Annotated in this window: 14 protein-coding genes and 1 tRNA gene; 9 read left to right on the top strand and 6 right to left on the bottom strand. The window is 58.2% G+C overall.

Going from position 1 to position 23,994, the window contains the following annotated elements; genetic code table 11:
• Window positions 1-17 precede the first annotated feature (17 nt).
• Complete coding sequence (locus BLU78_RS06530; RefSeq protein WP_010262131.1) at window positions 18-1,022, bottom strand: FecR family protein; 1,005 nt, start codon at window positions 1,020-1,022, stop codon at window positions 18-20.
• Between the two features lie 575 nt (window positions 1,023-1,597).
• On the opposite strand from BLU78_RS06530, the gene BLU78_RS06535 reads away from it, so the two are divergent.
• The 9 genes from BLU78_RS06535 (at window position 1,598) to BLU78_RS06575 (ending at window position 19,317) form a co-directional block, all read left to right on the top strand.
• A complete protein-coding gene (locus tag BLU78_RS06535; RefSeq protein WP_231290815.1) occupies window positions 1,598-4,081 on the top strand; it encodes an exonuclease/endonuclease/phosphatase family protein in 2,484 nt (827 codons plus the stop codon).
• Between the two features lie 42 nt (window positions 4,082-4,123).
• The gene (locus tag BLU78_RS06540; protein ID WP_026020715.1) at window positions 4,124-5,245 is read left to right on the top strand and encodes a hypothetical protein; all 1,122 of its coding nucleotides are present in this window, start codon (window positions 4,124-4,126) and stop codon (window positions 5,243-5,245) included.
• Window positions 5,246-5,332: 87 nt separating this feature from the next.
• The gene (locus tag BLU78_RS06545) at window positions 5,333-8,401 is read left to right on the top strand and encodes a SusC/RagA family TonB-linked outer membrane protein (RefSeq protein ID WP_010262134.1); all 3,069 of its coding nucleotides are present in this window, start codon (window positions 5,333-5,335) and stop codon (window positions 8,399-8,401) included.
• 10 nt (window positions 8,402-8,411) lie between these two features.
• Entirely contained in the window at window positions 8,412-9,944 is a 1,533-nt protein-coding gene (locus BLU78_RS06550; protein ID WP_010262137.1) for a RagB/SusD family nutrient uptake outer membrane protein, read from the top strand.
• Window positions 9,945-9,964: 20 nt separating this feature from the next.
• Window positions 9,965-12,511: a BACON domain-containing protein gene (locus tag BLU78_RS06555; RefSeq protein ID WP_010262138.1), complete on the top strand. Its 2,547-nt coding sequence runs from the start codon at window positions 9,965-9,967 to the stop codon at window positions 12,509-12,511.
• Between the two features lie 76 nt (window positions 12,512-12,587).
• The gene (locus BLU78_RS06560; protein ID WP_010262140.1) at window positions 12,588-15,068 is read left to right on the top strand and encodes a DUF5689 domain-containing protein; all 2,481 of its coding nucleotides are present in this window, start codon (window positions 12,588-12,590) and stop codon (window positions 15,066-15,068) included.
• Window positions 15,069-15,148: 80 nt separating this feature from the next.
• Window positions 15,149-16,735, top strand: coding sequence for a beta-N-acetylhexosaminidase (locus tag BLU78_RS06565; RefSeq protein WP_010262142.1), 1,587 nt, complete (start codon window positions 15,149-15,151; stop codon window positions 16,733-16,735).
• 18 nt (window positions 16,736-16,753) lie between these two features.
• A complete protein-coding gene (locus BLU78_RS06570; protein WP_044106458.1) occupies window positions 16,754-17,635 on the top strand; it encodes an endonuclease/exonuclease/phosphatase family protein in 882 nt (293 codons plus the stop codon).
• Between the two features lie 11 nt (window positions 17,636-17,646).
• Window positions 17,647-19,317, top strand: a complete 1,671-nt coding sequence (locus BLU78_RS06575) for a metallophosphoesterase N-terminal domain-containing protein (protein ID WP_231290818.1) — start codon at window positions 17,647-17,649, stop codon at window positions 19,315-19,317.
• 110 nt (window positions 19,318-19,427) lie between these two features.
• On the opposite strand, the gene BLU78_RS06580 is transcribed toward BLU78_RS06575, so the two are convergent.
• The 5 genes from BLU78_RS06580 to lpxB form a co-directional block, all read right to left on the bottom strand.
• A tRNA-Leu gene (locus tag BLU78_RS06580) sits at window positions 19,428-19,513 on the bottom strand.
• Window positions 19,514-19,648: 135 nt separating this feature from the next.
• Entirely contained in the window at window positions 19,649-21,628 is a 1,980-nt protein-coding gene (locus BLU78_RS06585) for a S46 family peptidase (protein ID WP_010262147.1), read from the bottom strand.
• The gene (locus tag BLU78_RS06590) at window positions 21,625-22,221 is read right to left on the bottom strand and encodes a Maf family nucleotide pyrophosphatase (protein WP_010262150.1); all 597 of its coding nucleotides are present in this window, start codon (window positions 22,219-22,221) and stop codon (window positions 21,625-21,627) included. Before BLU78_RS06590 ends, BLU78_RS06585 begins: the two co-directional genes overlap by 4 nt.
• 1 nt (window position 22,222) lies before the next feature.
• On the bottom strand, window positions 22,223-22,858 hold the full coding sequence (locus tag BLU78_RS06595) for a fumarylacetoacetate hydrolase family protein (protein WP_010262152.1): 636 nt from the start codon (window positions 22,856-22,858) through the stop codon (window positions 22,223-22,225).
• Entirely contained in the window at window positions 22,855-23,991 is a 1,137-nt protein-coding gene (gene lpxB / locus BLU78_RS06600; protein ID WP_010262153.1) for a lipid-A-disaccharide synthase, read from the bottom strand. Before lpxB ends, BLU78_RS06595 begins: the two co-directional genes overlap by 4 nt.
• Window positions 23,992-23,994: the final 3 nt, after the last annotated feature.

Genomic DNA, 23,994 nt, shown 5'->3' on the forward strand with positions numbered 1-23,994 from the left:
TTAGGGTCCGTACGGAATTATTCGAGTTCGGAAATCGATACCGAGTTGTCTTTGGAGAAGGTATAGACGATGGGATTGATGCGGCTCATGATGCGCAGGATCTCTTCGAGCGGTTCGTCGGTGATGGTGAACGTATAAGCGTAGTCGTGGGCGATGGCCCGGTCGATATGTATTTCGGTGCCGTACCAGCGGGCCATGTAACGGCATATCTCGCCTAACGACTGCTTCTCGAACGTGAGTTTCCCCGCGGCCCAGCACGATTCCATCGCCACGTTGCCGTTCCCGATGTCGATTCTGCGGGTGGCGGTGTCGTACCGGGCGATCTCTCCGGGGTGGAGCCGCCTATGGCTGCCGTTGCCGTCGTCGAGCGAAACCGAGCCTTCGATCAGCGAGACCGATACGGTGTTGTCGGCGGCTGAGGTGCGGACGTTGAATTTCGTACCGTGGACGCGGACTTTCAGCCCTTCGACTTCGACGGTGAAGGGACGTTCGGGGTCTTTGGCGATGTCGAAGAATCCTTCGCCGCAAAGTTTCACGCTTCGGTCCTTGTCGTTGAAACGGGTATCGTAAGTGAGTGTCGAGCCGCTGTGGAGCCAGACTGTCGAACCGTCGGCAAGCCGGGCGTGCGACTTGCCCTCGAAGGCGCAGAGCTGCTGTTCGGCCGGGGCGGCTGCGGACCGGAACAGGTCGGGGCGTGCGATGAGGAGGGTTACGACGACGGTCGCGGCGGCCGCCGCGACCATACGCAGCAGGGAGGTTCCGCGACGGTATCCCCACGGCGTTGAACGGGGATTTTCGGGTGTGCCGATGCGCTGTCGCAACTGTTGCCACAATTTGTCGCGGTCAGGCTCGTAGTCTGCCGCCCGTTGTTGTATTTCGCGCCATACGCGGGTCAGGTTGTCGTAGAAACGGCGGTTTTCCGTTTCGGCGATCCACGTTTCGAATCGGAACTTTTCGGCGGCGTCGAGCGAGCCTTTGAGCGCACCGATCAGAAGGTCCCAGGTCTGTTTGTCCGGCTTCATAGAGCATGATGTGTTTTTAATAAGACACGGAAAAAACGGCTGACCGTTATGGAGCCGGCCGTTTTTTTGCGGAAAAAGCGCGTGCGTGCCCGCCGTCCGTTTCGCCGGATTAAAGTCATGCGTGTGGCGGGATTGTCAAATGGCTGTCAGTCAATGTTCTGATCTGATTCGGCGGTGCGTGTTCATCGCATTTCATCAAATTAATTCGACCGGTGCGTTGCATGTAACCTTTTTTTGTTTAATTTTGTGTATTCGGCTCGAATAGGGTGCGAAAAGAAAAAATTGGTTAGCCAATAATAACCTGAACGAAAAGGAATGAAATTTTCTTGCTGCCGCTTGTTTGATTGTTTCCGTTCGTATGCGATGCAAAACGTGCATGGTACGAATGGGAAAATTCCCCCCCCCTCAGCGACGGTAGCTTAGAGAGCGATCCTTTAACTAACATACCGACTTACCGTGTATATATTGCCTTTCCGGCAATGTATGCACGGTTTTTTTGTGCCCTTCTCCAACCCTGAATCCGATTCGATCAACCCCTAAAACCATACATTATGATCTTAAATTTCCAAAAATTGTTGAGTTGTATCTTAGGGTCGGTCCTGTTATTGACCGGTCCCAGTTGTAGCGGCGGTGAAAAGGGCGTCGACGATCCCGGCGGTCCCGAGAATCCGGGCGGCGGTTACGAGGATATTCAGGTGGTGGACGGCAAAGTCCGGTTCTATCTGACCGAGTCGGAAAATGCGGCTCGCAGGTCGATGGGCGTCGGGGATCGGGTCTGGAAAAAGTCGGCCGTTCAGGTCAACGGGAAATCCTATCCGGTCGTGACCGACGATAGCGGACGCTGTTACATAGAGGTCGCTGCGTCGGGTTCGGGTGCGTATAACGCCGTTTTGACCGCCTCGGGTTCTCAGGATTGGTACGGCTCGTCGGCCTATACGGAGGTGAAACTGCCTTATTCGCAGTTCTGGGAGGCTACCGCCGCATCGTTGCAGTCGTACCCCATGTACGGCTCCTACACCAAGGAGAACGGCAACAAGATGGTATTCGAGGATGCCTTCGCCGTACTGGACCTGGCGCTGACCGGTTCGGCCAAAATATCCTCCGTGAAGGTCAGCGGTTCCGCAACGGACGTTCTGGCCGGATTTGCGAATTTTCTGCCGTCGCAGGGAGGGTTTAAAATGACCGGAGGCGTCGGTTTTGCCGTGCTCAACTGTACCGACGGCGGCGACTGCGTGCCGCTGAGCAGCAGTACGCCCAAGCACTTTTACATTATGCTGGCTCCGGGCGATTATGCGTCGGGGCTGAAAATCACCGTGTCCGATTCGGAGCACCGCTCCATGGAACATACCCTGTCGCCGGCCCGGCTCGAAGCGGGCAGAGCTACCGCTGTGGCGTTGCAATACGCTCCCGACGCCGATCTCTTGTTTTCCGAGAGCTTCGATAATTTCGTATGGGGCGGCAATATCATGGCCGGTCAGGAATCGACGGGATATGCGCCGACGGCCGAAACCATCACGGCCGCTACGGGGACGGACCGGGACGGCTATGCGGATTCTTTTGAAAAGGTGTCCTGCAACAATCCGGGTTCCGCTTTCATCCAGTCGAATACCTGGGACGAAATCAGCGGCAAGACGGTCGGCACGTCGCACCTGATGTCCGATACGTATGTCGCCAGCCGCAATATCGGCGATTATACCTATATGTTCCGCTGTCAGGAGTATCAGGGCTTCCTCGCCTGCGGTGCGGGCAACACGGGACGCGGCATTTTCCAGACCGCAGCCCTGAAGGCCATCGACGGCATCCGTTCCGTCAAGGTTTCGTTCGATTTCTGCTACCAGTACGGATCTACGGACCTGCTGCTGTTTCAGGTCGTCAACGGAGGCATGATCGCATCGGCTTCGGTCGACGGCAAGGAGATACCTCTGACAGCAGAGAATTCGGGTTATCTGAGCGCTGCGGGGAAATATATCGTCGAGAAGAAGCACGTCACGCTTCCGTCGGGCGAGTCGGCGGCCAAGAAGTGGCACCGGGTGGAGGTCGTCGTGAACAATGCCACCGACGGCACGATGCTCTACTGGGGCGGCAACGACACCGGCAGCGGCGTTCACGGGTTCTATCTCGACAATATCGAGGTCCGCTCGCTGGGTGAAATGGCGCGGGGCGCCGACAACCTGCGCGTTCTCTATTGGAATATCCAGAACGGCATGTGGTCCGATCAGGGGAACAATTACAGCAATTTCGTCGCCTGGGTGAAAAAATACGATCCCGATGTCTGCATCTGGTGCGAGTCGGCATCCATCTACAAGAATAATACGAACTCGGGAGCACCGGAGTCCGAAAGGTTCCTGCCGGCCGGATGGCCCGCACTGGCCGCACGCTACGGCCATTCGTACACGGCCGTCGGCGGCCACCGCGACAACTATCCGCAGACCGTTACCTCGAAATATCCGATCGAAACGCTGTTGAAGATAACCGATTCGGACCAGGCGGGCAAACCGATCTCCCACGGCGCCGGCATTCAGCAGATCACCGTGAAGGGGCGTAAAATCAACCTCGTGACGCTCCATACGTGGCCGCAGGCCTATGCCTACGGGGTTACCGGCACGGCGGACCGCGAAGCGAGTGCCGCCAGGAAGGAGGGTGACAAGTACCGCGAATTCGAAATCGAGTACATCTGCGCGAAGACGGTGAACGATCCGGCATACGCCGCTCAGCAGGACTGGCTGATGATGGGCGATTTCAATTCCCGTTCGCGCCTCGACAACTGGTACTACGGCTATCCCGCCGACGATACCCGTTTGCTGGTCCACAACCACATTCTGGACCATACCGATCTGGTGGATATCATCGCCGAGCGCAATCCGGGCTGTTTCGTATCGTCGACCTACGGTAACGCCCGCATCGATTACATCTATGCGTCGCCTTCGATGTACGCCCGTATCGTGAATGCGCTGATCGTCGTGGACAAGTGGACATCGGCGACCAAGAGCCCCTATGTATCGAACTTCTACGACCCTTCGGACCACCGTCCGATACTGGTCGATTTCGAACTGAAATAACCGATTCAGAGAACATACAACCAATCGCTAACCTTTTTACTTATGAGAAAAACAGTTTTGACGGAGAGTTTCATCCGTTTTTCACGAAGGTTGACCGGTCTCGCGCTTCTGGTGGCGGCAGCGGGCATTGCATCGTGTGAAACGCATTCGAACTCCGAGCGCAACGAGTCGATCGCAGTCTATGCGGAACCGACCGGAGGGGAGCCCATCGACGCCGCTTACGTCGACGTAAGAGGCGGGCTCGCCCGAATTTATGTGGATTCCAACGTCGATTTCACCGCGTCGTGGCAGGACGACGCCACGACGCCCTGGGTCACGCTCCTGCCCGATTACTCGGTGGAGCCCCAGTCGGGACGCCGTGTGGTAACCCTGAATGTCCAGCGTCGCAGCAAGACATCCAGTTACTATACGCGCCGCACGGGCATGCTGATTTTGGCGGCGGCCGACGGCGGATTGAACTACAACCGGATTATTCCGGTCCACCAGGGCTCCACGGCCCGGGTAAGCAACGATTTTTCGTCCATGAAATACGGAAAGGAGGACCCCCGCTTCACCGACGGCGAGACTTCGATCGACAATTGGACGACCGCTCAGAAAAACTACGGTTTCTCGTCCACGAAAATCGAAGGGGAGACCGTCACCCACTGCTACGGCAAGAACGGTTACCTGAAACTGGGTGACGACAAGGGGCACGGCGCCGACCTGATCTCGCCTTACACCAATACGCTCCGGAGCGATTCGATGCTCATGGTTTCGTTCAGGGCCGTGGCCTACACCGATTATTACACCGGAACCAAGGACGATAACAAGATCCGGGTCGAGGTGCTCGACGGCGGTGTGATTGCCGATTTCGCCGATTCCGAAAAGACTTCGATCGATCTGGAAACCGTCTACTACGATCCCAGAAGCGATGAGTTTCCCGAAAACATGTGGGAGGGAAGCGATTTCCTGATCTTCGTGGTCAGCACGAAGGCCAACCCGATTACGGTCAATACGCGCATTCGCATCACCTGCGGGTCGCTGGCGCAGCCCTCGGCGGCCAACAGCCGTATTTTCCTCGATAATTTTTACATCCGCCGTTTGGAGGCGGACGGGCAGGACTATTTTACCCAGAACAACGGCAGCGGCAGGGATGTCATTCTCGGGGCGCCTTTCGAGGAGTAGCAAGCATGGAAATGGAATAAGTCGTTTTACCTAAAAAAGCCTAAAATGAATAGATTTTTTCAAATAATGAGAGCATCCGTCCGAGTGATGTCGCTGGTGGCGGTAGTGACGCTGCTTGCGGCGTATGCGGGGCCGGCGGCCGCTCAGCAGCAGGCCCGTACGGTCAGCGGAACCGTTGTCGATTCGGACGGCAGTCCGCTGACGGGTGCCACGGTGGTACTGTCCTCCGGTAAACAGGGGACGATCGTCGATGCGAAAGGCAAATTCAACATCAAAGCCGGGCCTTCCGATTCGCTGCACGTTTCCTATATCGGTTACAAGCCGCAAACGCTGAGCGTGGGCTCGCGGACGAATTTCAATATCCGGATGGAAAAGGATTCGTCCACCGACATCGACGAGATCGTGGTCATCGGTTACGGCCAGGTCGCCAAGAAGGACCTGACGGGTTCGGTCGCCACGGTCAAGATGAACGATATCAAGGACGTGCCCGTACTTTCGGTAGACAACGCCTTGCAGGGCCGTATCGCCGGTGCCGACTTCATGTCGACCACGGGTGAGCCGGGCGCTACCACGACCATCCGTATCCGCGGTACGCGCTCGATCAACGCCTCTAACGAACCGCTGATCGTCGTCGACGGCGTGATGGATGCCATCCATGACCTGAACGACATCAACTCCGATGATATCGCCGCCATTTCGGTGCTGAAAGACGCTTCGTCGACGGCCATCTACGGCTCGCGCGGCGCCAACGGCGTTATCCTGATCACGACCAAGCGGGGCCTCGGCTCCCAGGGCAAGACGAACATCACGTTCAAGACCGATATCGGGTTCTCCCAGCTGCCCCGCCGGCTCGATATCATGAACGCTTCCGAGTTCGCGCAGTATCGTAACGACTACGCCTATTTCGGCGGCGATGCCAATCACCCCGATGTAGGCAGCGACACCCCGCTTTCCGGTTCGGTGTACCCCGACCCGCTGTCGCTGGGCGAGGGAACGGACTGGATCAAGGAGATCACCCGCACGGCGGTTTACTCGAACTACGCCCTGTCGCTTTCGGGCACCAACGACAAGTCGTCCTATTACGCTTCGTTCTCCTACAACGACACCCAGGGTATCATTCAGGACAGCGGACAGCAGCGTTTCACGGGGCGTATCAACCTCGAACGCCAGTTGTTCAAGTGGCTGAAAGTCGGTTATACGGGGTCGTATACCTGGCGGCACAACGACCAGAACAAGGCCACGATCGGCGGTACGGCCTGGTACAGCGGGGCGCAGTACCTCTCGCCGATGCTCAAGCCGAACGATTCCTACAACCCCCTGTACTACAACGGACAGAAGGTGAACACCCCTCGTGCGCTCATCGACCAGAACACCTATTACCTCGAACGTCATTCGAACAACCACGCCTTCTCGCTGAAACTGGAACCGGTGAAGAATTTCACGATCAACAGTACCTTCTCGTATTATCTCTATCAGCGCCATACCTACCGTTACTACCCGGGAACTCTGCCCAAGAAGGGCGAGAATGAAGGCGGCGAAGCCTATCGTGCCGACTGGGATGAAAATTCGTTCTCGTGGGAGACCACCGCGGGATACAAGTTCGAAAAGAACGATCATTCGCTCGATGTTCTCGGCGGTTTCTCGGCTTACCGGTTCGCTTCGCATGATTTCAACCTCTCCGGCAGCGGGTACATGGACGACGCCATCATGTGGAACAACATGAATGCGGTTCTGGACAAGGAGACCTATTCGGCCGGTACGTCCTATTCGAAGAAGACCAAGATGTCGGTCTACGCACGTCTGAATTACAACTGGAAATCGCGTTATTACCTGACCGTGACGGGACGCTACGACGGCGCTTCGAACTTTGCGGCCAACAACAAGTGGGCCTTCTTCCCTTCGGCCGCTTTCAAATGGAACCTGGCCAATGAGAATTTCCTGAAAAACTGCCGGTGGATCGACGACCTTTCGATTCGTATGAGCGCCGGACTGACCGGTAACGACGCGATCAGCACCTACCGTTCGCTGGCCACGCTTTCGTCGACGACGGGCGGCTACCTGTTCGCCGGATCGCAGCCCGTTGCATTCTACCGCAGCCGCCTCGATTCGCCGGACCTGACGTGGGAAAAAACCGCCGCATACAATATTGCGCTCGACTGGTCCATGTTCAAGGGCCGTCTGAATATCACGGCCGAGGCGTACAAGTCCAAAACGACCGACCTGCTGATGTCGCTGGCCGTTGCGAGCCAGACGGGCTACACCTCCCGCTGGACCAATATCGGCTCGACTTCGAACAAGGGCGTCGAACTTTCGATCGAGAGTCAGAACATCATCCGTCCGAAGTTCCACTGGTCGACGACGCTGACCATGTCGCACAACGACCAGATGGTCGACGACATCGGTTCCGAGGATTTCATCTCGGCCTACAACTCGCCGGGCAACAACCCCTACATGATGTATGGTTACGTCAAGGGCTATCCGCTCAATTCGCTCTGGGGTTTCAAATACGGCGGAACGTGGAAAAATGCGGAGGAACGGGCGGAAAACAAGATTACGAAAACCTATGTCAGTCCGTCCAACTCCGACGGCGGTCCGCGCTACTACGACATTAACCACGACGGCGTGATGTCCAAGGAAGACCTGATCTACCAGGGCAACGCCGACCCGTATCTTTACGGAGGTTTGCAGAATACGTTCTACATCTACGGCCTGAAAGTGGGTGTCTATTTCGCCTATTCGCTCGGCGGCAAGATCTACAACTATTCGGAAATCTACATGGCGGGGTCCCAGTTCTCGAACCAGTATCGCTATATGCTCGATGCGTGGCATCCCGTCCGCAACCCCGATTCCGATATTCCGCGCGCCGGAGCCAAGAGCGACGCCGCCCTGCCGAGCGATTTCATGATCCACGACGCGTCGTATCTCCGGTTGAAGAACGTCACGCTTTCCTACACGTTCGACCTGAGGAAAAAATGCTCGTGGCTGAAAGATCTGACACTGAGCGTCTCGGGCGAAAATCTCTATTTGTGGAAGAAATACAACGGCTTCGATCCCGACGTTTCCAGTGAGGGTACGTCGTCGACGCTGCGCCGTATGGACCTGGGAGCCTATCCCAAGCCCCGCACCATCATATTCAGCCTTCAATTGAGATACTAAATTTAACAGCATGAAAACGATGAAAATCAAACATATGATCTTTGCGGCCGCCGGCTTTGTGCTCCTTTTGTTTCAGTCGTGTTCGCTGAACGAGGATACGTCCGGAATTTCCAGCCCCGATGACTTTTTCCGTAAATTCTCGGAATGTCAGTCGGTTGTGAACGGCTGCTATATTCCGATCAAAACGATCTACAACTATACCTACATGATCGCCACGGAGTGTGTCACCGACATTGCATATTGTCCTTCGGGTACGCTCGATGCCAGTCTGGACATCTCTCCCTCCGTGCCGCGCCTCGGTTCGACCGTCTGGACACAGGGCTATCTCGGCGTTCAGCGATGCAATTTCGCCGTCAACGGGATCGAACGGGCCTTTCAGAACGAAGTTCTCAGCGAGCAGCAGTACTATCAGCTGCTTTGCGAGGCCAAAACCCTGCGCGCATTCTTTTACTGGACGCTGACCAGTTTTTTCGGTGATGTCCCGTTCTATTTCGACGACGTTACGGACAACGAAGTGCTGAACCGGATTCAGGTGTTGCCCCGCATGGACGCCGGCGAAACCCGCGACAAGGTTATCGAGGACCTGCTCTCGATAGCTCCCCTCGCCGCCCAAACCCGTACTTACGATAACGAGGCCAACCGTCTGGGGGCTGCCTGTGCCTATATGCTCGTCGCCAAGATGGCCATGTGGAACAAGGAGTGGGATACCGCTCTGGACGCTTTGGAGAAGATAGAGACGATCTACGGCTCGCTGTCGCAGTACGACTATGCGGAGAACATTCTGTTCCGGAACAAGAATACGCCGGAATCCATTATGGAGATTCAGCATGTTTATACCCAGGGCGGACTGACCTATACTTCCAATGTGGCCTGCATCTGCCAGCCTTATCCGCGTTCGGCCAATTCGGCCATTTACGACGGCGTCGAGATTCCCGAACTCGGCGATCAGGCGACCGTATGGGCCGCCATGCGTCCGAACGTCTATTTCTGTCAGGGGCTCCAGTCCAAAATGGGCAAGGACATTCGCGCCAAATACAACATGGCCTGGGGCTACGGGGACAAGACGTTCAACAGCACGAACACCCGTCCGTGGTGCGGGCCGAAGTTCTGGAGTCCGAACATGCAGGCTTCGGCCGACGGCAACAACTACAAGGTGTTCCGTTATGCCGATGCCCTGCTCATGATGGCCGAATGCTATTTCTACAAGGATAATTACGAGAAGGCGGTCGAATACCTCGATATGACCCGTACGCGCGCCGGTCTGGCCAATTACACTTACCGCACTCCCGCGCGTCTCGAAGAGGAGATCCGCAACGAGCGGGCCCGGGAGCTCTTCGGCGAGTTCCAGCGCAAGTACGATCTGGTTCGCTGGGGCATCTGGTACGAAGCGGTGACGGATAACAGCGATTACGGCTATTTGCAGCTCAACACGGCGACCAGCCGCATCAAACCGTGCCACCGTTACTATCCGATTCCCGATACGGAGGTTACCTATTCGAAGAACAATCTCGATAATAATGAATACAAGGCTTACGGCTTGTAAAAATCCGAAATTTTCAGACTATGAAAACAATATTCGATAAACAGAAAAGATCGGTCGCCGGTCTGCTGACCGCCGTCATGGCGTTTGCGGCGGTCCTGACCGGTTGTCAGAAGGACTTCGAACTGGAACTGCCCCTGGCGGTTTCGGCGCGGGAGCTGTCGCTGACCAAGGATGCCGGATCGACGCACGTGCTGGTCTATTCGACCGGTGATTGGAAGGCCCGCTTTACGCGCAATGTGAAATGGGCGTCGCTCAACAAACTCGAAGGGTACGGCAATCACGAAATCGTGTTCACGTATGCGGCCAACTACGGCCTTTCGAGAAAAGTCGGCGTCATCTTCGAGAAAGGCGCTCTGGCCGACACCGTGATGTTCATGCAGGCCGGGACGGTCACCGATCCGTCGATTGCATTCTCGAAACCCGCCGTCACGTTGCTCAAAGCGCAGTCGCGGATCATGGCTCCGATCAGCACCAACCTGCGTTACAGCATCGACGATATGGAGGCCTCCGTTACCTATTACGACGAGAACGGCCTGCCCAACGAGCCCGTTCCCGTCGTGACGCGTGCCGGGGAGGACGAGGGCGAAGAAGGGGACGACGGGCCGCAGGCGGAGCCCGTCGCACCCTGGATCTCCAATGTTTCGATTACGCACAAGGGCGTTCAGTTCGAAGCCGCGGAGAATGAAACAGGCTTCGTCCGGTGGGCCGACCTGACCGTTTTCATCGAGAACGTCGAGGGCGACGTTTTCAAATCGGTGCTGACCGTTACGCAGGGCAGCGCCGTCCCCGTGTTCAAACTGGACAGCGAGGCGGAGACCTACGAAGGATACGGCCAGCAGTGCGTCGTTCCGGCCATGACCAACAACCTTGTGCCCTATTCCGATCAGGTCGAATACGATGTAGTGTACGACGTGCCTGTCGGGGAGGGCGACGAGTGGATTTTGAAGCCCGAGATCACCGACGAGGGGCTGGCGTTCTCGCTGACGATGAACGAGGGCTCGGCGCCGCGTACCGCCACGATCAAACTCAGCTTTACCGACGCCTCGGGGGCATCCGCTTCGGCCCTGTGCAAGGTTACTCAGAAACCCTATCCTGCTGCTGCCGACTTCGCGACCGTGCGCGCCCTGACTCCGGGCGAGATCACGATCGCGCAGTATATCGAAGGGTACGTCGTCAGCGATCCCGCCAGCAAGAACATCGTTTCGAGTCCCCAGACCAAACAGTTCTTCTTCGACCGCGGCGAGAACGACCGGACGGTCTACATCGAGAGTCTCGACGGGCAGTACGGTTTCTGCCTGAAGTTTGCGACCGCCGAAGACAACACGCTGGCCCGTTTCTCGAAGGTGCGGCTTGCAATCGCCGGTGCCACCCTCGAAAAGAAGGCCGATCCCGAATGCTATACCATTTCGGGGCTCACCGCAGCGAACGTTCTGGAAACGTCGGTTCCCGACGAATTCAAGATTCCCGTAAAGACCAAAAGCATCGCCGAACTTACCGATGCCGATATTTACACGCTGGTTTCCGTGACCGGTTTGGAGATTATGTGCAAGGACGGCGCCTATACCAACTGTACCGACGGCTATTCGTTCAAGGATGCGCTGAACGCAATCGGTACGGCTACCGCACCGCGCTGGGACGTGGCGCCGCTGATGTGCTACGACAAGGGCGGCAACACCATCTTCATGCTGACCAATGCCGCCGTGTCATGGCGACGCCACAGCTCGGGACGCGATCTGGATTTCTATTCGGTCGTCGCACAGGGTTCGGGTACGTTCCGGGGCATCGTCGTCGCCGACGATGTCGCCCCCGTCCGTTACGGCGATCTCGGCCGCTATCAGCTGCGCGCCATGACCAAAGAGGAGATCGCGCTGAACGACGAACCTTTCATGAAGACTGTCGTCGAGTGGAACTGGAACGATCGCAAGGTCGACCTCGTTCCGGAGATCGGTGCGGGCGAGATCAACAAATACGGCGCTGCGCAGGCCGCTGCGGCGGACTTCAACAACGTAGTCTGCTCGGGTAACGGCGGTTCGACGACCGAACAGAAAGGATTGGTGTCGAACGGCGGAATCATGTTCACCCAGCAGTGGTGGGACTTCACGGCTGACGAAGGCAGGTATTTCGACATTTCGTTCTCGACGCAGGGCATCAGCGGGTCGAACCTGATTTTCGGTATCACCTGGGGGCACGGCTCGATGAGCAATACCACGCTTTCCGGTCCTGCGCACTGGAATCTGCTCTACTCCGTCGACGGCGGCGGGACGTTCCTGCCCGTTCCCGACTGCCCGGTCATCAAAAAACGTTCGATAACGTGGTGGTCCACCACCTCCCAGGATTCGACGCCGGGCTTCACCGAGCACCTGCGCAGGCTGCCTGCCGACTGCTTCGGCAAGGAAAAGGTGGTGCTGCGGCTGCAAGTGGCCGACAAAGTTACCGACATCGATCCGAAAGCTACGGCCTCGAATTACCTGACGGCTCTGGGTATCGAGAAGGGCACGCTGACCTCGTCCGTCGCGGCGGGCAACAGCCAGGCCCGTATCGGTACGATCACGGTACGTTATAACTAAATGTCTTCGGTCCGTGCGGCAGGTTGGCTGCCGCACGGACGGGGACCAGACAAACAACGCATAAAATTCAGACTATATGAACTGTCGTAAACCGATAATTAAGTTTTTAAGCATCGTGGCCCTGTCCGGGGGCATGGTGGCTTGCGCCAATGCGGATGCCGAGGACATCGACCTCGTCAAACTGGGTGCGCTGGAAAAGGAGTTTGTCGTCGAAGCCGATGCGAATACGTTCGATATCGACATCTATACAAACAGCTCGTATCATATCGAGCGCATCAATCAGGCCGACTGGCTCAGCCTGACCTGCGGGGCGACGGAGAATGGCAAAGCCAAGATCACGGCCGAATGCGAATTCAACGAGGACTTCAAGCGCAAGGCGGGATTCGTGCTCTGCTCCGACGTGGATTCCCGCCGCGATACGCTCTACGTCAAACAGAAAGCGCTCATCGACGCGCGGATAGAGTTCGACAACTCGTCGGTCACCGTTGCCGGAGCCGGGGGCGAGAACAAGTCGGTCATCACCACCAACGTTCCTTTTTCGGCAATCACGGTCGACACCGAATATTCCGATCCCGAGAACGCCGGGTGGATCGAGCGAATCGAGATCGTGGATTCCGACAGCGAAAAGCGCGAACTGGTCATCGCTACCGAGGCCAATTCCGCGGATGAGATTCCGCGTTCGGCAGCCGTGTCGCTCTCGTTTACCGACGGCTGGGACGAAACTGTCTCCGTCGAGTTCAACCTGTTGCAGCGCACCGCCAGGGAGACGCTCGGACGCGAAATCACGTTCGACGAATTCCGCCGGACGTACGCCGCCAACAAGAAGATCGAAGATTACGTCATCGTCGAGGGCATCGTGGTCAGCAACACGGCGAACCGCAATGCCGGCGAAAACACGCAGCTCACGACTTCGACGATCGACTATACCGTGTCGGAAAGAACGGTCTATCTCGAATCGTTCGACGGACAGTACGGTATTGCCGTGCAGACCGCGACGGCCGAGGACAATGTGTATGACCAGTACGATCATGTGCAGATTCTCATTCAGGGCGCGTCCGGCTATCTGGTTGAGAATCCCGACCGCTACGAACTGCGCAACGTCACCAAGGCCATGGTCATTTCGCGTGTCGCGGGTTCGGCTTCGGACGTGCCCGTGAAGGAGAAGTACATGGGCCAGCTTACCGACGACGACATCTATACCTACGTTACGCTCAAAGAGGTCGAGTTTCCCGTGCGCAAAGGCGCTATCACGCCTATCAACGAGGGTTATGCCATCGGAACGAACGCCCACCGTATCAGCAAATACCCGCTGCTCGTCCGCGATGTCAACGGCGACGACATGTATATGCTGACCAACACCAACTGCGCTTATCGCAGCGACGGTACGCGTCTGCCTTACGGTTCGGGCCGGATTTCGGGCGTGATCGTCCATGAGCGTTTCCCGCGTTTCGACTGGCGCGACGGAGCCGACCCGGCTGAGATGGACGATGATCCGACGCTCGGGTTCATCGGCCGTTACCAGATCCGCCACCAGACCAAGGGCGACATCTGGGACAACATGCAGAACAGCGTCGAAGACAGCTTCTCGGCTCTGCTGACGGAGTATCGTTACTGGAATCCCGACAAGGAGAACCGGGTCCAGAAACCCACCTACGGCACGAACGGTTACCTGACGCACACCTATCAGCAGAAGTATTCGGGGTCGGAGAGCAAGGAGTATTTGCAGGGGACCTACAATCAGCACATGTGGGGCGGCGGCACGTATGAGTATCTGGGCCCGATCGGCAACAATGCCGGCTATCTTTTCGGAGCCAATTTCGGCAACAAGAACGGCATCGGCATCGTGATCGACCCCTCGAAGGAGAGTTGGAATCCGTTGATGAACGACCTCGTAAGCCGCAATCCCGATGGAACGGTCGAGTGGTGCGGTCCCTATGCCGCCGACAAGAACGCGGCCTGCGGCACGGGCGGCTGGACGAGCAATGAGGCGATCGCCACCAATTCGCCCCAGATCAATTACAGCGGCAGCACGGGCCTGCGCGGCAAGGGCAACGTCGGCGGAAGCTGCTATACCTCTTTCGCCAACCACTTCTGGTGGGACGACGACACCGACCGTCCCTATGCGTGGCTGATCAACTTCTCGACCGAGGGGATCACGACCTCGCACATCTCGATGCAGATTTCCGTCATGAATACGCAGCAGACCTTCTATTCGCCCCGCTTCTGGTGCGCCGAGTGGGCGCTCACCGATTCGCAGGCCGAGAAGGACGACGCCCAGTGGAACCTGATCGGCGAATACACCATTCCCGACGTTTCCGTCTGGTCGAATACGCTCTATTCGTCGTGCGTGGCCTACAAGAGCATCAATTTCGAACTGCCTCAGGAGATTCTCGGACACGAGAACGTTTACATCCGCCTGCGTCCGACGAGCGACCTTTGCAGCGACGGCAGCGACTACGCCAATGCGCGTCTGAACCAGAGCAAAAGCGGTGCGGCGCTGGCCGCCGAACATTCGAGCAACCTCGAATATTTTGCGATCCGTTATAACAAACAGTAAATTCATCGAATAACCCGGGGCTGGCAGGTGAAGAAAAAGTCCGGAACCTGCCAGCCCCTTTTCAAATGCTCTCTGAATCCATGAAACTGAATATTACGATGCTTCTGGCGGCGCTGCTGAGCTTTGCGACCGGGTATGCCGGTATCGGCATCATTCCCCGCCCGCTCGCCGTCACCGAAGGGAAAGGTTCGTTTCCGATCACCTCGCGAACGGTTGTCGTAACTCCCGAACCGTTGCGGACCTCCGCGGAATTTTTCGCCGAAGACCTTGCACGGGCGCTCGGCGTAAGGACGACCGTCGCCACGGATGGAAACGCGCGCCGGGCGATACGGCTTGCCGTAGATCCTTCGCTCGGAACGGAGGAGTATCTGCTCGCTGTAACGCGTAAAGGCATAACGATTCGCGGCGGTGCGCCGCAAGGCGTATTTTACGGGTTGCAAAGCCTGCTGCAACTGGCGGTGGCGAATGCGGGCGACGTTCCTGCCGTGGTCGTGCGGGACAAGCCGTGCATGGCTTATCGGGGAGCCATGCTCGATGCCTGCCGCCATTTCTTCCCGGTCGAAGATGTCAAACGCTACATCGACCTGCTGGCGCTGCACAAACTCAACCGTTTCCACTGGCACCTTACCGACGACCAGGGCTGGCGCATCGAGATCAAACGTTATCCCCGGCTGACGGAGATCGGCTCCGGCCGCCGGGAAACGCTCGTAGGTCTCATGCCCAAAAAGGGCGGGGAGATGCGGTTCGACGGCCGGCCCTACGGGGGTTACTACACGCAGGAAGAGATTCGCGAGATCGTGGCGTATGCTGCGGCCCGCTATGTCGAGGTGATTCCCGAGATCGAAATGCCCGGTCACGGAATGGGTGCATTGGCGTCCTATCCCTGGTTGGGATGTACGGGCGGCCCCTACGAAGTCTGGACTCGATGGGGGATCAGCGAGGATGTCTACTGTGCGGGAAAGGAAACGACCTACGAATTCATCGAGCATGTGCTCGAGGAGGTGATCGGGCTGTTTCCTTCGCGCCTGATCCACATCGGGGGCGATGAATGTCCCAAACAACGCTGGAAGGAGTGTCCGGCCTGCCGGAAACGCATGGCCGAGGAGAATATCAGGGACGAAAAAGCCCTCCAAAGTTATTTTGTCCGCCGGATTGAAAAGTGGCTGCAGGCGCACGGCCGCGAGATAATCGGCTGGGACGAGATCCTCGAAGGCGGAGTCTCCCCGACTGCGACGATCATGGTCTGGCGCGACCAGCAGCACGGCGTCGAGGCTGTGCGGAAGGGTAACAGGGTCATCATGACCCCGAAATGGAACTGTTATCTCGATTACAGCCAGACCTCCGATCCGAAACGATGGGAGCCTCTGTGCAATCTCCGGTATTTGCCGTTGCAGCAGGTCTACCGCCTCGATCCCTACGACCGGCTGCTCCCGAAAGAACGGGCGAACGTGCTCGGCGTGCAGGCTAATGTCTGGACCGAATACATGCCGGACATGCAGTGCGTGGAACGGATGGTTCTGCCCCGGCTGGCCGCACTGGCCGAAACGGCCTGGGCCTGTGACCGCAAGGATTACAATGATTTTGTAAGACGGTTGAGGGACTTTGTACGTATATACGATTTACGGTCCTACCGGTATTCCGATTTTGTATTTCGAGGGATAGAGTAGCGTTCAAAAAAGATGATTATGAATAGATTCGTTGGATTTCTGGCGCTGTTCACGCTGCTGTGCGGCGGTATGGCGTCAGGGCGTGACGATGCGGCTTCGAAGAGAGCCGCCCGGAGGGAGTTGAAGCTGATGTCGTTCAATATTCGTTATTACAAGCCTGGGGTCGACGGGGACAACTGTTGGGAAAACCGGCGTGAGGGTGTGCTGAAAATGCTGAGGGCCGAGGACCCCGACATCATCGGGTTTCAGGAGCCGCACCGTCCGCAGGTCGATTTTCTCCGGGTCAACATGAACGACTATGCTTCGCTCGATATGGGCCGCGACGCAGACACCGACATCGAAAAGCGGCCCGACGGCGGCGAACACCTGATGATCCTCTACCGCAAATCGCGGTTCGTTCTGCTCGACAGCGGATTCTTTTGGCTGAGCGACACGCCGCAACGGGCCTCGCGCGGCTGGGACGCCGTGTGCCGCCGCGTCACGGTGTGGGGTAAATTCCGCGACCGCAGGACGGGGAGGGAATTTTACTATTTCGACACCCATTTCGACCACAAGGGGGTGAATGCGCGTAAGCAGGAGTCCCGGATTATGATTGCGAAAATGAAAGAGATTGCCGGAGAGAAGGCCGCGGTCATCATGTCCGGTGATCTGAATGCCGTATTCGGCAACGAGGCCCTCGCTCCGCTGCGCGAATGGATGTCGGGAGCGCGCGAGACGGCTCCCGTGACCGACTCGCTGCCTACATTCAACGATTGGGGAGCGTGCGACCTTTGGATCGACCACATCTTTTATCGTCGGTTGAAGATCGTGGGGTATGAAAGTTTGATGAACGATGCCGGGCGGTACGGCGTTCCCTATTTGTCGGATCATAATCCGATTGTCGCCCGGTTTAAACTCTAAAAATTGCAAAGATGAGAAAACTGTTGATATTGTTCGCCGTGTCGTTCGCCGTGACGCTGTTCGATGCGGGCTGCGGAAAATCGGAGACGGGTAACGGTCAGGAGGAACCCTCCGGGCCGCCGACCCCTGCTCCCGGCGATGAAACCGACTGGTCGAAAGTCGATCCGGCGGCTACCGTGCGCGGCGTCGTGACGTGCGGCGGCGCGGGGGTGCAGGGCGTCGTCGTGACCGACGGCGTGAATATGACGCGCACCAACAAACAGGGTGCGTACGGACTGCGTACGTCGGCCGGGAAGTCGAATCTGGTTTATCTGACCGTGCCGTCCGGTTACGAGGTCGAGTCTTCGCGGGGCTTCATTCCCCGTTTTTATCGCCGGCTGACTTCTCCCGTGAGTGTCGAGGCGGTCCAGCAGCACGATTTCACGCTTAAAAAGGTGGACAACGACCGCCATATTATGATCGTGTCGGCCGATATGCACATTCGTAACCGCGCGATGATAAAGTCTGCGTCGGCGACGACGCCGTCGATTTGTCCGCCGAAGGGCGAGCTCGATTCGACGACGTTCCGGCGGACGTATCTCGAAACCCTGCGCGAATACGTGCGCGGCCTGCCTTCGGGCGTGCCGGTTTACGGGATGAATCTGGGCGATATGACGCAGGAGTCGCACTGGACGAATGCCAATAAGGCGACGCTGGCCAATTTCGTCAACGTGTGCGAACGCGGAGGCATGCCCATCCAGACCTTCCACCTGATCGGCAACCACGACCACGACATGGCGGTGCAGAACATTGCCGGCGAAGACGATTCGGAGGCCGAACTCGCATACAACGCGGCTTTCGGCCCGACGTATTATGCCGTCAATATCGGCAAGGTGCACTATGTCGTGTTCGATAATACGCAGTACATCAACAACGGGGGCGACAGGTCGTATACCGTCCGTCTCAACCGGCGCCAGCTCGACTGGGCGCAGAAAGACGCCGACTATATGACCGCCGGCACCGAGCGTATCGTGATCGCCTGGCATTGCCCGGCGTTTCGCCGCAATCCCAAGGCTTCGACGCCGACGCCGATGGACAATGCGAATGCGCTGCTCGACATATACAAGGATAAAAACCTGCCTGTGACAATTTGGTCGGGACACAATCATATCGCCGAAACGGTGACTGTGCCGCGCAGCGACATGACCGTGACCGAATATACCCATCCCGCCGTTTGCGGCGCCTGGTGGTATTTCCCGCTTTGCCACGACGGGGCGCCTGCGACTTTCACGCGTTACGATTTCAGCGGCGGGACGATAACGAACCGGCGGAGCGTGAATTTCAGCGATGAAAACGAACAGTATTACAGGGTATATAATTCGGGACAGAAGAATGTCGAGGGGAAATCGGTGGTACGCATCAATGTCTGGGACTGGCATTCGACGTGGAAGATAGCGTGCCGCGAGAACGGGGTGACGGTGCCTGCGTCGCAGCTCAAAGCCGTGAACGTCTACGACGATCGTTACGTCGCCGTTCATGAAGCCTGCGGCAACGGCATTTCGTCGTTCGATTTTCTGAACAAGTACAGCACGGACCATATGCTCGAATACACGCCTGTCACGCCGGCGGCCGATATTCAGCTGACGGCGACCGACGAGTTCGGCAACCTGCTTTTCGTCATCAACACGAAAGTGGTAAACTGATCCGTCGTAAACGGCCCGTGGAAAAGGTGAGCCGGGATTTGATGCGCGGATAGCGATCTTCTGGTTATCCTTGTAAATGAAAAAGGCGCTGATCATCAGCGCCTTTTTTGTGCCCAGGACAAGACTCGAACTTGCACGAACGTAATTGTTCACTACCCCCTCAAAGTAGCGTGTCTACCAATTTCACCACCTGGGCATTACACTCCCGAATCAACTTTCGGGAGTGCAAATATAGATACTATTTTGCGATTCGCAAAATTTTTACGCGAAAAACGTCAAAATTCGCCAAATGGCTGTGCAGGACCGCCTGCACAGCCGTTTGAACCGTTCTTTATTTAAGTTTCATCTCTTTGAGCAGGTAACCCGCGCCGCCGATGCGGTCCACGACGAACAGCACATAGCGGATGTCCACGGCGATATTGCGGCAGATCGAGGGGTCGAACGCCACGTCGCTCATCGTCGAACGCCACGTGCGGTCGAAGTTGATGCCGATCAATTCACCCGAGGCGTTCAGCACCGGTGACCCGGAGTTGCCGCCCGTGGTGTGGTTCGTGGCCAGGAAGCAAACCGGCACGGTCTTGTGCCCGCCGATCGTCGCCGCCCAGCGGCCGTATTCTTTCGAAGCGTAGCGATCGCGCAGCGTTTGCGGAATGTCATAGTCGTATATCTCGGGGTTGTCCTTGGCGATGATGCCGTCGAGCGTCGTCTGCGGCTTGTGGTACTCGCCGTCGGCATATTCGTATCCGGCTACTGTGCCGTAAGCCACGCGGAGCGTGAGGTTGGCGTCGGGGTAGAAAGCCCGTTCGGCATCCCATTCGCGCAGCCCTTTGATATAGGTGGTGTAGAGCTCGTTGAGCCGCTTGCTGTTGAGGTTGCGCAGCGATTTGGTGCCCGTGAGCCACGTGATGTGGTCGAGCATGCGCTTCGTTCCCGAGCGCAGGGCGGTTGTCGCCGTGGTGTCGCTCCCGTTCCATACCTGCGTGAAAATTTCTTCGGCAAAGGCCTCGGGCGAGCCGTACCGGGCCACGCCGTCGAGGAATTCCGGAATCTGGAACTGCGCCGGACAGCGGCGGGCATACTCCCCGAACTGCAGGCTGTAAAGGGCGCGTTCGGTCGCCTTGCGGTGGGCGAAGACTGCCTCGGCACGCTCCTTGGCGGAGTATTTTATCGGAAGGGCGCCGAGCGTCTCGAGCGTGATCTCGCGGGCGAAATAGGGGTCGGCAATGCGGGCGTATTCGGCTTTGAGCTGCGCCACGACGTTGCGGTATCGGAGTTTGTCCTGTGCCCAGGCGTCGAATGCCTCCTCATAGGCGCGTTTCGAAGCCACGGTGCCGCGGCGTTTGATGCCCAGCACCTCGCCCTGCCATTTCTTCCAGGCATTGGCGATCGAGGCATGCCGGGCGGCGTAGAAGATGCGCAGTGCGGGGTCGGATTCCTGCGCCTTGGAGATGATGTCGAGGCGGCCTGTGCGGATGGCGATCTTCGCCGGGTCGGAACGCTCGGCGATGTAGGCCACGGCATCCGAGAGGATGTACTCCTGCGTATTGCCCGGGAAACCGTAGATCATCGTGAAATCACCCTCTTTCACGCCTTTCGTCGAGATGGCGAAGTGTTTCTTGGGACGGTAGGGGACGTTTTGGGGCGAGTAGGCCGCGGGTTTGTTGTCCTTCGAGGCATAGACGCGGAACATCGAGAAATCGCCCGTGTGGCGGGGCCATATCCAGTTGTCGGTGTCGCCGCCGAACTTGCCGATCGACGAGGGCGGCGCGGCCACCAGGCGCACGTCGTCGAACTGCTCGTAGACGAACAGGAATTGCTGGTTGCCGTAGTACATCTGCTCGACGGCGGCCTTGTAGCCCGGACCCTCGGCTTCGGCTTTTTTGACGATCTCGTCCGCGGTCTCTCCCGCGGCGATGCGGTCGGTCACCTCCTCCATCCGGACGAGGAAGCGCACCCAGAGTTTTTCGTTGGGAAGCTCCTCGGCGCGCGACATGGCCCAGAATCCGTCGGTGAGGTAGTCGTGCTCGACGGTCGAGTGTCGTTGGATGGCGCCGTAGCCGCAGTGGTGGTTGGTCAGCAGCAGGCCCTCGGGCGAGATCAGTTCGCCCGTGCAGCCGCCGTTGAACAGCACCACGGCGTCCTTCATCGAGGCCTGGTTGACGGAATAGATGTCTTCGGCGGTGAGCCGGAATCCCTTGGCGCGCATGTCGTCGATGCGCGAGGAGATCAGGCTCGGGAGCCACATGCCCTCGTCGGCCAGCGCAGGCAGAATAAAGAGAGCTGTCAGCAGGGTCAGCAGGGTTCGTTTCATTGGTCTAAAAATTTATCTAATTCAACATATACTTTCTGGATGGGAAGGCCCATGACGTTGTAGAACGAGCCTTCGATGCGTTCGATGGCGGCATAGCCGATCCACTCTTGGATGCCGTAGGAACCCGCCTTGTCGAACGGACGGCAGGTGTCGACGTAGTGTTCGATCTCCTCGGCGGAGAGCGTGCGGAACCATACGCTGGTCCGCGCCTCGAAGCTGTGCATCCGCTCCGCCGTGCGCAGCGTGACGCCCGAGACCACCGTATGACGGCGTCCCGACAGCCGACCGAGCATCCCGACGGCCTCCTCGCGTCCGCAGGGTTTCCCGAGGACCTCGCCGTCGAGCACCACTACCGTGTCGGCGGTCAGCAGGATCACGTCCGGTGCGAGCGGTCCGGGCCAGGCCCGGCTTTTGAGCTGCGAGAGGTAGAGCGGCACCTCCTCGGCCGGAAGGTCGGCGGGATAGACCTCCTCGCAGTCGTATTTCGGGGCGGGTTCGTAGGGAAGCCCGCAGCCGGTCATCAGTTCCCGCCTCCGGGGCGACTGCGACGCCAGCAGCAGGCGGTAGGGTTTGAGTTTGTCGTTGAGCAGCATGTTATCGTATGTCGAAATTCAAAAGTTCGCGTCCTTCGAGCGCCGCGCACAGGTTGTCGCCGGGCGCGACGGGCCCCACGCCTGCGGGCGTTCCCGTGTAGAGCAGGTCGCCCATGCGCAGTGTCACGTACCGCGACACCGAGGCGATGATCCGGTCCACTGTGAAGAGCATCTCCGCCGTGTCGCCCGTCTGGCGGCGTTGGCCGTTCACGTCGAGCGTGAAATGCAGCCGTTGCACGTCGCCGCCCAGTTCCGCGAGCGGGACGAATGCCGGCGAGATCGCCGCCGAACGGTCGAAAGCCTTGCAGCTCTCCCACGGAAGCCCTTCGGCAATGGCCCGTCGCTGGAGGTCGCGGGCCGTGAAGTCGATGCCCAGCCCCACCTCGTCGTAATAACGGTGTGCGAACCGCTCGGAGATGGCTTTGCCGACGCGGTTGATCCGCACGACCAGTTCGCATTCGTAATGCACCTCCTGCGAGAACGACGGAACATAGAACGGGTCGTTGTTTCGGAGCAGCGCCGTGTCGGGTTTCATGAAGAACATCGGTTCTTCGGGGAGTTTTCCGCTGTCGTTCAACTGTTCGTGCAGTTCCGCCGCATGTTCGGCGTAGTTGCGGCCTATGCAGATGATTTTCATTGGTTTTCCTTCTTTAACTCCTCTGCCATCCGCGCCGCGAAGCGGTCGCTGGCGCCGGGGCCGCCGATCACGGTGCGCAGTTCGTCGAAATCGGCGAGCATCTTTTCGCGTTTTGCGCCTCCTGCGACGATTGCCCGCAACTCCTGCTCGGCCCGCTCGACCGAGAGGTCGGACTGGATGAGTTCGGCCACGGATTCGCGCCCGAGGTTGAGGTTCACCAGCGACACCCACGGCACCTTCAGGACATAGGGACGCAGCCACACCTGCCACCACACCGTGCGGTAGACGACCGCCTCGGGGATTCCCAGCAGGGCTGTTTCGAGCGTCGCCGTGCCCGATGTCACCACGGCCGCTTCGGCCGCCGCCAGCGTTTCGTAGGTCTGGTCGCAGACATAGCGGATGTCGCTGCCGGCCATATGCTGCTCGTAAAGCGCGCGGTCGATCCACGCCACGCCCGCCACCACGAACTGATGTTCCGGGAATCGTTTCGACAGCAGGGCCATCAGCGGCAGGTTCGCGCGGATCTCGCCCCGGCGGCTGCCGGCCAGCAGGGCGATGATCGGCCGGTCGTCCAGCCCGTTCCGGCGGCGGAATTCGTCGGGCGCCGGGAGCGATGCGCGGCGGGCTTCGATGGCGTCGACCAGCGGATTGCCTTCGAAAACGGGTTCGATGCCGTGCTTCGGGAAATAGGTGCGCTCGAAGGGGAAGATGATGAACAGCCGGTCGACATATTTGCGGATCGCCTTCACCCGCCATTCGCGCCACGCCCAGACCTTCGGGGCGATGTAGTAGAAAGTGCGGATGCCGCGCTCTTTGGCCCAGCGGGCCATTTTCATGTTGAATCCGGGGTAGTCCACCAGGATCAGCACGTCGGGGGCGAACTCCGCCACGTCCGCCTGACACTCCCGCATCTGCCGCCGGATGGTCCCGAGGTTTTTCACGACCTGCACGATCCCGAAGAACGAGGTTTCGTTGTAGTGCTTCCGCAGGTTGTCCCTGCCTCCTGCGGCCGCCATAAGGTCTCCTCCCCAGAAACGGAATTCCGCTCCGGGGTCGGCCTTCAGCAGCCCTTTGATCAGGTTTGCGCCGTGCAGGTCGCCCGAGGGCTCCCCGGCAATCAAATAGTAACGCATGGC

Source organism: Alistipes timonensis JC136 (genome assembly GCF_900107675.1).
Lineage (GTDB): Bacteria > Bacteroidota > Bacteroidia > Bacteroidales > Rikenellaceae > Alistipes > Alistipes timonensis.